Below are 14,174 nucleotides of genomic sequence, written 5' to 3'. Positions count from 1 at the left end.
TTGTTAGGGATTATAACCAAGCTGAAAGTGATGACAACCGGCTTTATTTAAAAGTGTGATCTTCGTCAATAATAAATTCAAACCAATCAATCACATCGCGTTCATGCACCCCATTTTTGATTAAAACATCAGCATTTTTCAAGGAATCCGCATGACCAGAAATGAGTGGATGCCATTCAGGGAGTGTTTTTCCTTCATAAAGCAAACGATAGGCACAAGTATCAGGCAACCAATGAAAATCAGGTAAATTCTTTTTAGTGAGTTTGGTGCAGTCGGTTTCAATTTTAAAACGCTCTGAATAATTACCGCACTTTCCTGTTTCCACATCTAAAAGGTTACAAGCAATTCGGGTGTAATAGAGTTTTTGGCGTTTACCTCGCCCTTGAATATATTTGCGATAACAGCATTTGCCGCAGCCATCACATAAGGATTCCCATTCAGATTCGGTCATTTCAAGCAGGGATTTTGTTTGCCAAAAATTAGGTTCAAGTTGCATACTGGATTGCATGGTAGATACAAATAAAAAGTGCGGTCAAAATCACATTTGTTTTTGACCGCACTTAGTTGATTAAAATTAGAAGCCTTCTTTTAAGCTTACTGTTAAGTTAAATACCAAATGTTCAGGGCGGCTATCTTTACTATCCGCACAGAAATAACCTTCACGTTCAAATTGATAACCTTTCTCTGCTTCCGCAGCCGCCAAGCTTTGTTCTACAAAACCATGTTTTACCACGAGAGAATGCGGATTTAACACGCTTTCAATATCATCTTCAGCACCTGGATTTGATACGGTAAATAAGCGATCATATAAACGGAATTCAGCTGGGTGATTACGTGCTGCAGAAACCCAGTGAATAACACCTTTGACTTTACGACCATCAGCAGGATTTTTACCTAAAGTTTCAGGATCGTAAGTACAGAAGATCGTGCTAATTTCACCATTTGCATCTTTTTCGACACGTTCAGCTTTAATCACGTAAGCATTACGTAAACGTACTTCTTTACCTAATACTAAGCGTTTATATTGTTTGTTCGCTTCCTCACGGAAGTCTGCGCGATCAATATATAGCTCTTTCGTAAACGGTAATTGACGCTCACCTAATTCAGGACGATTCGGGTGATTTGGTGCCGTTAAGGTTTCTTCGCCTTCAAAGTTTTCAATCACGACACGAACAGGATCAATCACTGCCATTGCGCGTGGTGCATTTTCATTTAAATCTTCACGAATGCAGGCTTCAAGTGCAGAATATTCCACCACGTTATCTTGTTTCGTTACCCCGATACGACGACAGAATTCACGTAACGAAGCAGGTGTATAACCGCGACGGCGTAAACCTGAAATCGTTGGCATACGCGGATCGTTCCAACCATCTACAATTCCATCATTCACTAATTTCAATAATTTACGTTTAGACGTTAATGTGCCTTCTAAATTTAAACGAGAGAATTCATATTGATGCGGTAATGGACGTTCAATACTAATATTTTCCAACACCCAGTCATATAAACGACGGTTATCTTGGAATTCTAATGTACAGATTGAGTGTGTAATACGCTCAATGGCATCAGAGATACAGTGGGTGAAATCATACATTGGATAAATGCACCATTTGTCACCTGTTTGGTGATGGCTAGCGAATTTAATACGATAAATTACTGGATCACGCATGACCATAAATGGCGATGCCATATCAATTTTTGCACGTAAACTTGCTTTACCCTCTGCAAACTCACCGTTCTTCATTTTTTCAAATAAAGCTAAGTTTTCATCAATAGTGCGGTCACGATATGGGCTGTTTTTACCAGGCTCGGTTAAGGTACCGCGATATTCACGCATTTCTTCTGGAGAAAGCTCATCCACATAGGCTAAGCCTTTTTTGATTAATTCAATCGCATAGCCATAAAGCGCATCAAAATAATCAGATGCATAACGCGGTTCGCCTTCCCATTTAAAACCTAACCATTCCACGTCAGCTTTGATGGAATCTACATATTCCACGTCTTCTTTTACAGGATTGGTATCGTCAAAACGTAGGTTACATAAACCTTGATATTCTTTTGCTAAGCCAAAGTTTAAACAAATCGATTTCGCATGACCGATATGTAAATAGCCGTTCGGCTCAGGCGGAAAACGGGTATGCACACTTTTATGTTTACCCGAAGCTAAATCTTCATCAATAATTTGGGTAATAAAATTGTGAGTGCGAGTATTTTCTGCACTTTCTAGAATTTCTGTATTGCTCATAACTTTCTCATAAATAGAAAAAATAATTTTGCCATTCTATACGAAAAGCAAGGCTTTGTGAATTTGATCACCAAACTAACCGCACTTTATACTTAATAGCTTATGACTTTTTCAGCATTTTGTGTTTAACAGCAAGATTTTTCGTGCAAAAAATAGAATAAATCATTACAATGCCGCCTTTTATGAACAATCGTTCAGTGGTTTGTTTTATAATTGGGTTCGCAAGGGAATAATTTTGTAAAACACAAAAGTGCGGTTAAAATCATCCGCACTTTCCACTCATTTTCGTAAGAAGGAAAACTCAATGTCTAAAATGAAAAATATCACGCTTGCTTTGTTGATGTCTGGTGCATTGGTGGGATGTGCCAATATTGGCGATTCTTATCAAGCTAGCCTTGAAGATTACAAGCAATATGAAGAAATTACCAAGCAATATAATGTAAAAGAAAATTGGTGGTCATTGTATAACGATGCGCAATTAAATCGCGTCGTAGAACAAGCGTTAATAAACAACAAAGATTTAGCTAAAGCAGCTGTGGCCGTAAACCGTGCACTTTATAGTGCAAATTTAGTGGGCGCAAATTTAGTGCCTGCATTTAATGGTTCAACTTCATCTGAGGCAAAACGCCGAGTTGACACAAGTGTAAACTCTGCCATTTCACACAAAGGTTCTTTAAATGTGAGCTATACATTAGATCTTTGGCAACGTTTAGCCAATGCCGCTGATGCTGCAGAATGGTCGCACAAAGCAACTGCAGAAGACATGGAATCTGCTCGTTTATCATTAATCAATTCTGTAGTAACAACTTATTATCAAATTGCTTATTTAAATGATGCAATTAGCACAACCAACGAAACGATCAAATATTACACTGACATTGGTAATATTATGCAAACGCGTTTAGCACAGGGTGTGGCAGATGCGGTCAGCGTAGATCAAGCGCAACAAGCAGTATTAACGGCGCGTAATAACAAATTAAATTTTGAAACCCAACGCAAAACGGCAGAACAAACCTTGCGCAATCTGCTAAACTTAAAACCAAACGATGCGTTAAATATCACTTTCCCACATATTATGAATGTGAAAACAGCTGGGGTGAATTTGAATGTTCCTGTATCTGTGATTGCAAATCGTCCTGATGTAAAAGCAGCACAATTCCGTTTAAGTAGTGCATTCAAAAATGCGAAAGCAACTCAAAAAAGCTGGTTCCCAGAGGTTAATTTAGGTGGAAGTCTATCTTCAACAGCAAGTACTGTTGGCACGGCGTTACACAATCCTGTGGCTGCAGGCACGGTCGGAATTAGCTTGCCATTCTTAAATTGGAACACCGTAAAATGGAACGTTAAAATTTCTGAAGCTGACTATGAAACCGCGCGTTTAAATTACGAACAACGTATTACCACCGCTCTCAATAATGTGGATACCAACTACTTTGCATTTACCCAAGCGCAAAGCACATTAAGTAATTTACAGCAAACCCATAGTTACAATCAACGTATCACGCAATATTATCGAAATCGCTATAATGCGGGCGTGTCCGAATTGCGCGAATGGTTAGTTGCAGCCAATACTGAAAAATCATCACAACTTGCAATTTTGAATGCAAAATATCAAGTGTTGCAAAGTGAAAATGCGGTATATAGCTCAATGGCGGGATATTACTCTCGTTAATAAAACTAAACATAGGGCGTTTTTAAACGCCCTTTTTAATATTACATTCCTCATTAAGGTATAAACCTTACCAATAAATATTCCTAAAAATGAAAAAACAACTTACTTTTTATTTTATTCGTCATGGCCGCACTGTTTGGAACGAACAAGGATTAATGCAAGGCAGTGGAGATTCTCCATTAACAGAAGAAGGCATTCAAAGTGCGGTCAAAACTGGGCAAGCTTTACAAAATGTCGATTTTATTGCGGCCTATTCGAGCTGTTTACAACGTACCATTGACACGGCCAATTATATTATTGGCGATCGAAACATTCCCTTATTCCAACATCGTGGATTAAATGAACATTATTTTGGTAGTTGGGAAGGAACAAATGTGGAACTGATCCGACCTTTGCCCGAATTCCAACAAATGATTAATGATCCTGCAAACTATAAAGCTGAATCGAATAGTGGAGAAACCTATGAACAACTAGCCAAACGCGCTATCGTAGCTTTACAAGATATTATTAAGATTCATCAAGAAGGGAATATTTTAGTGGTATCGCATGGCCATACCTTGCGTCTATTGATTGCTTTACTCAATGGCGCAACTTGGCAAAATCACCGAGATAAAGATAAATCAGTATCTTTATTAAATACTGCTATTAGCATCATGCATTATGACAGTGAAAAAGGCTTTAGCCTTAAAAAACTAAATGACACAACGCATTTACAATAGGTAAAAAAAAGCCCCTAAATAATTAGGGGCATCAAAAAGGAATTTATGAATAAAATCTCTAAAGTTTAGCTTTATCAAAGGAATCTCAATAAAACAAGGTCATTATATTGATTAATCTAAAGAATAGCAAGAGAAACCCTTACATTTCTTTACAAATCTTTACAGTTCTTTACATTTTAACATTTCGATAATTACTTGGACCGTCTTTTCCATGCCTTGTAAAGAAACCAACTCGTGTTTACTATGGAAATTATAGCCGCCCGTAAAAATATTGGGACATGCTAAACCTTTAGAGGCTAAAAATGCTCCATCTGTACCGCCTCGAATCGGCTTATGACTTGGTTTAACCCCTACCGCTTTCATTGCTCGATCAGCAAGTTCAATTGATTGAGGAACATTTTTTACCACATCATACATATTTTGGTAGCTATCTTGAATGTCTAACTCAATAGGCTTTTTCAAACCTTTTTTAGCATTAAATTTTTCCACCTGACTTTTAATAAAAGCTTTTCTTTGTGCGAAATTCTGCTCATCAAAATCACGAATTAAATAAGTGAGCTCTACTTGCTCAATATCGCCAGAAAAATCTTCTAAATGATAAAAGCCCGCTTTCCCATCTGTTTTTTCTGGTACTTCATCAACTGGAAAAACTTGCTGGAACTCGCAAGCTAAAGTCAGTGCATTCACCATTTTTCCTTTTGCGTAACCAGGATGAATACTCCGCCCGAAAAACCGCACTTTTGCCGTGGCAGCATTAAAGTTTTCGTATTCTAATTCCCCTACTTCTCCCCCATCAATGGTATATGCCCAATCACAGTAAAACTTTTCCATTGGGAAATAATGGATTCCCAAGCCAATTTCTTCATCAGGCGTAAAAGCAACGCGAATATTGCAATGAGGAATATTCTCTTTTTGAAGAATGGAAAGTGCGGTCATAATTTCTGCAATTCCCGCTTTATTATCCGCCCCAAGCAAAGTGGTTCCATCGGCAACAATCAGAGTCTGCCCGACCAATTTTTGCATAAAAGAATAGTAAACAGGACTAATAAATTCCTCGCCAATACCTAATGCAATATCTCCGCCACGATATTGCTCTATCACTTCAGGGCGTACATTTTTACCACTACATTGCGGAGATGTATCAAGATGCGCAATTAAACCAATGGTTTTCGTTAAGTTAGGATCATTAGCCGGTAAAAATGCGGTCACAACCGCGTATTTACTTACTTGAACATTCTCTAAACCAAGTTGGATGAGCTCTTTTTGCAACTGCATGGCTAACTTCATTTGCCCGACAGAGCTGGGGGAATGCTTCGCATTAGGTTTTGATTGAGTGTCAAAAGACACATAATGTAAAAATCGTTCTAAAAGTTCTGTTTTATCTGTTTGAGAAATCATATTCTCGCTCCTTTTAAAAATATCTTTTTTAGTTTAACGAGAAAAATAGAAAACATCTTGATATATAACAATATTTATAAAATTAATGAAGTAAAATTCATCGAAAGTGCGGGTAAATTTCTTGTTATTTTTATGAACGGCAGTTTTTTTACTTTCTAAGGTATTAAGTCCTTTTAATTATTAACAATTCACTATATCATAGGCGTCTATTTTTATATGTCGCCCCTGCAGTCTTGCAGGTTTTATTTCTACTCAGTACCAAATCATTGGTGAAATTAGGGAGAAAACCAAAGCTAGTGGAAAATCAGCTTCAAAACAAGCCTATTATTGAGCTTCGTTCAATCAAAAAATCCTATGGTTCTAACACCATTATTAACGATTTCAATCTTACAATTAATAACGGTGAATTTGTCACTATTCTCGGCCCTTCAGGCTGTGGTAAAACCACAGTTTTACGCTTACTTGCAGGCTTAGAAGAATTGGATTCAGGTAGCATTATTTTAGATGGTGAAGATATCACCAATGTACCAGCGGAAAAACGTCATATTAATACGGTATTCCAAAGCTATGCGCTATTTCCACATATGACAATTTTTGAGAACGTGGCTTTTGGTTTGCGTATGCAAAAAGTACCAAACGACGAAATTAAACCGCGTGTTTTAGAAGCCTTGCGTATGGTACAGCTAGAAGAAATGGCTGATCGTAAGCCAACCCAACTTTCTGGCGGACAACAACAACGTATTGCCATCGCTCGCGCCGTAGTAAATAAACCAAAAGTGTTGTTACTTGATGAGTCTTTATCTGCATTGGATTACAAATTGCGTAAACAAATGCAAAATGAACTCAAAATGTTACAACGTCAGCTTGGCATTACCTTTATTTTCGTCACCCACGATCAAGAAGAAGCAATTACAATGTCTGATCGTGTTGTGTTGTTGCGTAAAGGTAAAATCGCACAAGATGGTTCTCCACGTGAAATCTATGAAGATCCAGCTAACTTATTCGTTGCTCGTTTCATTGGCGAAATTAACGTATTTGAAGCAACGGTGATTGAACGTAAGTCAGAACAAGTTGTACTCGCGAATGTTGAAGGTCGAGTTTGTGATATTTACACAGACATGCCTGTTGAGAAAGATCAAAAACTTCAAGTACTCCTTCGCCCTGAAGATATTGTGATTGAAGAATTAGATGAAAATGAACATTCTAAAGCGATTATCGGCCACATTGTTGACCGCACTTACAAAGGAATGACATTAGAATCAACTGTAGAATTTGATCATAATGGCATGCGTGTACTTGTAAGTGAATTCTTTAACGAAGACGATCCACATATGGATCATAGCGTAGGTCAACGCGTAGGCATCACATGGCATGAAGGCTGGGAGGTTGTTCTCAACGATGAAGATAATCAATAATAAATTCCAGAAAATTACTGTTGCGATTATCTTCAGTTGGCTCATCTTCTTTGTGTTGATTCCAAACTTATTGGTATTCGCCGTAAGTTTTCTGACTAGAGACGGTAGCGACTTTTACGCTTTCCCAATCACCATTGAAAACTACACAAACTTGTTTAATCCGCTTTATGCACAAGTTGTGTGGAATTCATTGTATATGTCGGGCATAGCTACCATTATTTGCTTATTAGTTGGCTATCCATTTGCTTTCATGATGAGCAAAATTAATCCTAAATATCGACCGCTCTTATTGTTCCTTGTGGTTTTACCATTCTGGACAAACTCGTTGATCCGTATTTATGGAATGAAAGTGTTTCTCGGTGTGAAAGGTGTGCTTAATACCATGTTGATGGATATGGGAATTTTGAGTGAACCAATTCGCATTTTGAATACAGAAATTGCGGTAATCATAGGCTTAGTTTATTTGCTATTGCCATTTATGATTTTGCCGCTCTACTCTGCGATTGAGAAATTAGACGGTCGCTTATTAGAGGCAGCAAGAGATTTAGGTGCAAATGCATTCCAACGTTTCTTCCGTGTTATTTTACCACTAACCATGCCAGGCATCATCGCAGGGTGTTTATTAGTGTTATTACCAGCAATGGGTATGTTCTACGTTGCAGACTTACTTGGCGGAGCAAAAGTATTGCTAGTTGGTAACGTAATTAAGAGCGAATTCTTAATTTCTCGTAACTGGCCATTTGGTTCTGCAATCAGTATTGGTTTAACTGTTCTAATGGCATTGTTGATTTTCGTGTACTACCGCGCGAACAAACTATTGAATAAGAAAGTGGAGTTAGAATAATGAGTCGTTTACTACGTAATGCATTTATGTTTGTGGTATACGCTTATTTGTATATCCCAATTATTATTTTAGTCACTAATTCCTTTAACGAAGATCGTTATGGTTTAAGCTGGAAAGGCTTTAGCTGGAACTGGTACGAGCGTTTATTTAATAACGACACCTTAATACAAGCAGCGATTCATTCGGTAACTATTGCATTTTTTGCGGCTACACTAGCGACTATTGTAGGTGGATTAACTGCAATCGCACTTTATCGCTATCGATTCCGCGGTAAACAAGCGGTAAGCGGTATGTTATTTATCGTCATGATGTCACCAGATATTGTAATGGCAGTATCTTTGCTTGCATTATTTATGGTTGTGGGTATTTCATTAGGTTTCTGGTCTTTATTATTGGCTCATGTGACCTTCTGTTTACCGTATGTGACCGTAACTATCTTCTCTCGCTTAAATGGCTTTGACTCTAGAATGTTAGAAGCAGCGAAAGACTTAGGTGCAAGCGAAGTGACTATTTTACGTAAAATTATCCTTCCTTTAGCATTACCTGCAGTTGTATCTGGTTGGTTATTAAGTTTCACTATTTCACTAGATGATGTTGTGGTTTCATCATTCGTCAGTGGTGTAAGTTATGAAATCTTACCATTGAGAATATTCTCTCTGGTGAAAACCGGTGTAACACCTGAAGTTAATGCTTTAGCAACAATTATGATCGTGCTTTCACTGGCTCTTGTCGTTTTAAGCCAGCTAATTACACGAAAAAATAACCATTAATAAACAAAAGGTTTCACAAACCTTTGAATTTAAAATAGAATACGCCTTGACGCACAATCAAGGCGTTTTTTATGCCTGTCATTCGGCAGGTGGTTTTTTACGACTCTTTACGGAGAACAAACAAAAATGAAAAAATTCGCAGGTTTAATTACTGCAGGCTTAGTAGCTGCAACTTTAACTGCTTGTAATGATAAAGATAGCAAAGCTGAAGCTGCAAAATCTCCGGCTACTGCCAATGACACCGTGTACCTCTACACATGGACTGAATATGTACCAGATGGTCTTTTAGATGAGTTTACTAAAGAAACTGGCATCAAAGTTATCGTTTCAAGCCTAGAATCAAACGAAACAATGTATGCAAAACTCAAAACTCAAGGTGCTGCTGGTGGCTATGATGTGATTGCACCATCTAATTACTTTGTTTCTAAGATGGCTAGAGAAGGCATGTTAATGGAGCTAGATCACAGCAAATTACCTGTTATTAAAGAATTAGACCCTGATTGGCTTGATAAACCTTATGATAAAGGTAACAAATACTCTCTTCCACAATTATTAGGTGCACCAGGTATTGCATTCAATACCAACACTTATAAAGGCGCTCAATTCACTTCTTGGGCTGACTTGTGGAAACCAGAATTTGCAAACAAAGTTCAGTTATTAGACGATGCACGCGAAGTATTCAACATCGCTTTGTTGAAAATTGGTCAAGATCCAAATACTCAAGATCCAGCCATTATCAAACAAGCCTATGAAGAATTATTAAAACTACGTCCAAATGTACTTTCTTTCAATTCCGATAACCCAGCGAACTCTTTCATCTCAGGTGAAGTTGAAGTAGGTCAATTATGGAATGGTTCTGTACGTATTGCTAAAAAAGAAAAAGCACCTTTAGACATGGTATTCCCGAAAGAAGGCCCTGTACTTTGGGTTGATACTCTAGCAATTCCTAAAACCGCTAAAAACCCAGATGGCGCACATAAACTTATTAACTATATGTTAGGTGCTAAAGCTGCAGAAAAATTAACCTTAGCAATTGGCTATCCAACAGCTAACTTAGAAGCGAAAAAAGCATTACCAAAAGAAATCACTGAAGATCCAGCGATTTATCCACCAGCTGATGTATTAAAAAATAGTCACTGGCAAGATGACGTTGGCGATGCAATTCAATTCTATGAACAATATTATCAAGAATTAAAAGCAGCTAAATAATTCTAGTAAATAACAATCCGCACGTAAAACGTGCGGTTTTTAGGCTCCCCTATAAGGGCCTATACTTCACAAGCCCCTCAAGGGGCTTGTTGTGAGAACTCACAACCGCGTCTAATTATTTCCTTGGTTACCCCTTAAAGGGATCAACATGTTCTTTCGTTGATAAATTATCTTGAACCATATCTTCTTTTTCTTGGTTTCTTATATAATCCTCTACCACTTTTATATTTAACCCTACTGTGCTTACAAAAAATCCTTTCGCCCAGAAATGCCTATTTCCATATCTATATTTTAAGTTCGCGTGTCTTTCAAAAATCATCAGTGCTGACTTCCCCTTCAGATAGCCCATAAAACCTGATACTGATATTTTAGGTGGGATTTTTAAGAGCATATGGATAGGGGCTGGCATCTATTATCTCCACATTTTTATAGTCACATAACTGCCTCAATATTTGACCTATATCTGCTCTTAACTTTCTATAAATTGCTTTTCTTCTGTACTTCAGGATAAATACAATGTGATACTTACAGTTCCATTTTGTGTGTGATAGACTTGAATCGTCATTGGTTTTACTTACCATGATAATCCTCCTATATGTTGAATTTTGGTTGTCAGCCTTGTTCATTATATAGTGAGGATTTTTTCTGTTCATCGGTTAAGCTATTTGGCTCCATACGCATAGCGTATGGTTTTTATAGCCAGACTTTCGTCTGGCTATAATAAAAAATGATTAGAACCCTATCCGTCGTGTCGTTGCAGAAAATGCTGGTTTTACTTCACATTCTCCTTGTAGTGCCATCAGCCAATCTTGCACCTTTTGAAAAGGGAAAAATTGGTGACGACGAGCCACTGCAGCAAAATCCCCAGGCGTCAGCAGATTAAGCGATTCAATCTGATTTAAATTCTCTTCTGATAACAACGGCAACCCTAAAATTTCTGCTTGTTGTTTAGCAAAATCTAAACGTTGTTTGAGCGTTAAATAATCAAACTTCAATTTTAAATCAAAACGGCGTAAGGCTGCCGGATCAAGTACTTCAATTAAATTTGTTGATACCACCATCAACCCCTCAAAGCGTTCAATTTGAGTCAACATTTCATTCACTTGAGAACGTTCCCAGCTTCGATTTACCCCTTCTCGAGAAAATAAGAAGGTATCTACTTCATCTAACACTAATAATGCGTTATCCGCTTTCGCTTGTTCAAAGGCTTGAGCAATATTTTGTTCTGTCCCTCCCACATAAGGATTAAGTAAATCTGAGCCTTGTTTTAACAATAGAGGCATATCCAACTGTTCCGCAAGCCACGCTGCCCAAGCAGTTTTCCCTGTTCCCGGCGGACCATAGCAACAAATTCGCCCTTTTTTCGACTGCTTTAATCCTTCACTAATACAATGAATATTGTCATTACAAGCCACATAATCTAAGTTATAGTCGGCTTTGCCTAAAACAAGCGGTTCGATTTTCGGTTTATTTTGCGATTTTAACGTTTGATTAAACATCATAAGCAACGTCTCCGCAAAATTTGACGTATTGAGTTCCTTTGCCACCCGAATTGTGCGACTTAAAATCGCAGGCGTTAATGACCGCACTTTAGCAAAATGCTGCACATAGGCCGGGCTTAATTTTCCCTCAGTCAGTTGCGTAATCAGTGCTGACTTATTTTTCAATGGCAAATCTGGCATTTCTAAAATAAGATCAAAGCGACGTAAAAAAGCAGGATCTATGCCAAAAACCGAATTTGATAACCAAATCATCGGCACATTATTGTTTTCCAATAATTGATTCATCCAAGCTTTATTTTTCTGCGCTACTGAACGCTCAAAAAAACCGGCACGAAAAACATCTTCTATTTCATCAAAAATCAATAACGAAGATTGCCCTTCTAACACCTTTTGCGCAAAACGGCATTTATTCAAACGCTCCTCCGCTCGGATCACTTCTTCATTTTCATCCATATAAGTAATATTATGCGCCGAAACACTCACTGCTTTTGCTAATAACGTTGCAAACTCTGTTTTTCCTGTACCAGGTGCACCATAAATTAAAATATTCGCCCCCTTTCTATGAGTAGCAAATGAGGACTGAAGATAATCCAGCATCATTGTTTTCATCTCGTTTAAATAAGCAAAATCTTCTAAACTCAAACTAGGCTCAATAGCTGGTTTTGTACAAACTTTTAATAACACCTGTTCATTTAATGGTTCTGAGATGAATTCATCAAAATCTAACATTTTTCCCCAATCCAAATAGTCATGGAACCTATCTGGATTATAGTTTCGTTCAAGCAAGCCATAACCTAATAGTTTTCCCTTATCTTTTAAGGCAGAAATAATGTCCGACTTTGGCAAACCAAATAAATTTGATAATAACTCACTTACCCCTACCAAATTAGATTTTGGTAATGCCTCGCTCAATTTTTTCAATGGTTCATCTAAGCGTAGCTGAACCGATAAATGGAAAAGCGTCTGCTCAGTAGTATTCAATGATAATAATTGGGTCAGCGTATCAATATTTTGTTGAATAATTGAATTCTCGTTTACGCAAAGAGCGGTCAATTTTGGCAACGTTTTATTTCGTGCTTGTAATAATTTTTTTACTTTCGAACGAAAATCATCGCAACGCTCCATTTCACTCGGTAAACCTAAAGCCGCTGCAATATCGTCATAGTGCCAAACATTTTCATGAAAAACCTCTAAAAATCCTCGATGCTCTAATAAAAGTTGCAGCATTAATTTTTCGGTATAAGGGGAAACTGATGGTGGGTTAAGTTTGAATTTAGACATAATCATCACTCCAATAAAAAATGCTCAAACCTAATAGGTTTGAGCATAGTTTAAAAAGGATAGCGACGGATTGTGTCGTTAGGCGAAATTATTTAAGAGCGTTTATTAATCAACCATTCAACCAAGCCTGCTCTAATGACAAGTTTAGCCATTTTATGGCAATTTATTAGCTTAATTCCTTCATCTTGATAAGCTTCAACTTGCTCTTTATTAATATTTTCTAAACCTGAATGATAAATATAATACATTTCCGAATATTCAGAATTGTATTTATTTTTAAATTTTGAAATATATTCATGTAACTGTTTAATGTCTGTATTTGATTTAATTTGTACAAAAATTCTTTTATCCGTCGAAGGCGAATATAAATCAAGATCAATTTCTTTCTGTTCTTTACCTAAAACAGAATATCGTTGCCACCCTAATCTAGAAAAAACAAGATCGACTAAAAGCTCAAAATCTCCCCACCATAAACCTTTAATCAATTTTTCAACAGAGGATTCTAATATCTTAAAACGTTTATCCGCATTTTTGACCTCCTTAATAACCTCCCCATTTATTCTACGGATCAAATAATCTTTGAATTTAACATCACAAATCGTTCCTCTAAATGCCCCAACTTGAGTTATACGGCCATCAAGGTTATCGATTGTTAGTTCATCACCATTTCTGTCTAGACAAGACCATGTTCCCCCATTACTCTTCACTTTGCGCCATCTAGTTTGATCCTCATCTAAATGCACAGTACTATCACAGAACGCCCAGTAAAGCTTTCTACCATAAAATGTAATCCAAAGCGTATTTTCATCCAACGTATAGAAATCTCTGATTTGATTAACATGTCTTGTAACCGCACCACTATCTTTGCTCCAATGTTCCATACAATATTTTCAACATTTATCCCATTTATCATTAAGGCATTCTTCATGCATATTAGTTCCTGGCTCAAATTCATAACCTAAACGAATCACATTTTCTTTCGTTATGCTTTTTTCTTCCCAACACCCGTTTTTTCCCAGCTTAATAAAACGAATATTAGTAGGTTCAATTTTTTCAAACATAGTTTTTCCTTATTTTTAGTTAAATTTCACTGAATCATATTCAATCTAGAAAAATAAT

General features: G+C 37.2%; 12 protein-coding genes and 1 pseudogene. 6 read left to right on the top strand and 7 right to left on the bottom strand.

Going from position 1 to position 14,174, the window contains the following annotated elements; genetic code table 11:
• Positions 1-43 precede the first annotated feature (43 nt).
• Both KP710_RS00495 and glnS read right to left on the bottom strand, forming a co-directional pair.
• Entirely contained in the window at positions 44-496 is a 453-nt protein-coding gene (locus KP710_RS00495) for a YcgN family cysteine cluster protein (RefSeq protein WP_032803351.1), read from the bottom strand.
• Positions 497-574: 78 nt separating this feature from the next.
• The gene (gene glnS / locus KP710_RS00490) at positions 575-2,245 is read right to left on the bottom strand and encodes a glutamine--tRNA ligase (protein ID WP_140523859.1); all 1,671 of its coding nucleotides are present in this window, start codon (positions 2,243-2,245) and stop codon (positions 575-577) included.
• A 304-nt stretch (positions 2,246-2,549) separates the two neighbouring features.
• Here glnS and tdeA point away from each other — a divergent pair, with 304 nt between their 5' ends.
• Positions 2,550-3,917 carry a toxin/drug exporter TdeA gene (gene tdeA, locus KP710_RS00485; RefSeq protein WP_215770834.1) on the top strand — a complete coding sequence of 456 codons (1,368 nt, stop codon included), beginning with the start codon at positions 2,550-2,552 and terminating at the stop codon, positions 3,915-3,917.
• Between the two features lie 89 nt (positions 3,918-4,006).
• Entirely contained in the window at positions 4,007-4,636 is a 630-nt protein-coding gene (locus tag KP710_RS00480; protein ID WP_111407893.1) for a histidine phosphatase family protein, read from the top strand.
• A gap of 159 nt (positions 4,637-4,795) precedes the next feature.
• Here the strand turns inward: KP710_RS00480 and pepT are convergent, their stop codons facing one another.
• Positions 4,796-6,034, bottom strand: a complete 1,239-nt coding sequence (pepT, locus tag KP710_RS00475; protein ID WP_111407892.1) for a peptidase T — start codon at positions 6,032-6,034, stop codon at positions 4,796-4,798.
• A 296-nt stretch (positions 6,035-6,330) separates the two neighbouring features.
• Between pepT and potA the strand changes: the two genes are divergently transcribed.
• The 4 genes from potA to KP710_RS00455 all read left to right on the top strand — a co-directional run bounded on the left by potA (position 6,331) and on the right by KP710_RS00455 (position 10,272).
• Positions 6,331-7,449 (top strand): spermidine/putrescine ABC transporter ATP-binding protein PotA, encoded by a 1,119-nt coding sequence (gene potA / locus KP710_RS00470; protein WP_165818753.1) that lies wholly within the window; start codon positions 6,331-6,333, stop codon positions 7,447-7,449.
• Positions 7,433-8,293: a spermidine/putrescine ABC transporter permease PotB gene (gene potB / locus KP710_RS00465; protein WP_005638601.1), complete on the top strand. Its 861-nt coding sequence runs from the start codon at positions 7,433-7,435 to the stop codon at positions 8,291-8,293. The genes potA and potB overlap by 17 nt, the downstream gene beginning before the upstream one ends.
• A complete protein-coding gene (gene potC / locus KP710_RS00460) occupies positions 8,293-9,063 on the top strand; it encodes a spermidine/putrescine ABC transporter permease PotC (RefSeq protein ID WP_005628794.1) in 771 nt (256 codons plus the stop codon). Before potB ends, potC begins: the two co-directional genes overlap by 1 nt.
• Before the next feature lie 126 nt (positions 9,064-9,189).
• Positions 9,190-10,272, top strand: coding sequence for an extracellular solute-binding protein (locus KP710_RS00455; RefSeq protein ID WP_065264952.1), 1,083 nt, complete (start codon positions 9,190-9,192; stop codon positions 10,270-10,272).
• 127 nt (positions 10,273-10,399) lie between these two features.
• Here KP710_RS00455 and tnpA read toward each other — a convergent pair.
• The 4 genes and pseudogenes from tnpA to KP710_RS09380 all read right to left on the bottom strand — a co-directional run bounded on the left by tnpA (position 10,400) and on the right by KP710_RS09380 (position 14,116).
• Positions 10,400-10,853 (bottom strand): annotated as a pseudogene (gene tnpA, locus KP710_RS00450) (IS200/IS605 family transposase).
• 150 nt (positions 10,854-11,003) lie between these two features.
• Positions 11,004-13,055 (bottom strand): AAA family ATPase, encoded by a 2,052-nt coding sequence (locus KP710_RS00445; protein WP_065264953.1) that lies wholly within the window; start codon positions 13,053-13,055, stop codon positions 11,004-11,006.
• Between the two features lie 92 nt (positions 13,056-13,147).
• Positions 13,148-13,936 (bottom strand): restriction endonuclease, encoded by a 789-nt coding sequence (locus tag KP710_RS00440; protein ID WP_252346346.1) that lies wholly within the window; start codon positions 13,934-13,936, stop codon positions 13,148-13,150.
• A 9-nt stretch (positions 13,937-13,945) separates the two neighbouring features.
• Positions 13,946-14,116 (bottom strand): hypothetical protein, encoded by a 171-nt coding sequence (locus KP710_RS09380; protein ID WP_252346345.1) that lies wholly within the window; start codon positions 14,114-14,116, stop codon positions 13,946-13,948.
• Between the last annotated feature and the right edge of the window lie 58 nt (positions 14,117-14,174).

It is taken from the genome of Haemophilus sp. SZY H35 (assembly GCF_018829705.1).
GTDB lineage: Bacteria > Pseudomonadota > Gammaproteobacteria > Enterobacterales > Pasteurellaceae > Haemophilus > Haemophilus haemolyticus_K.
The sequence above is the reverse complement of the archived record's forward strand: the minus strand, read 5'-3'. Positions and strand labels throughout refer to the sequence as shown.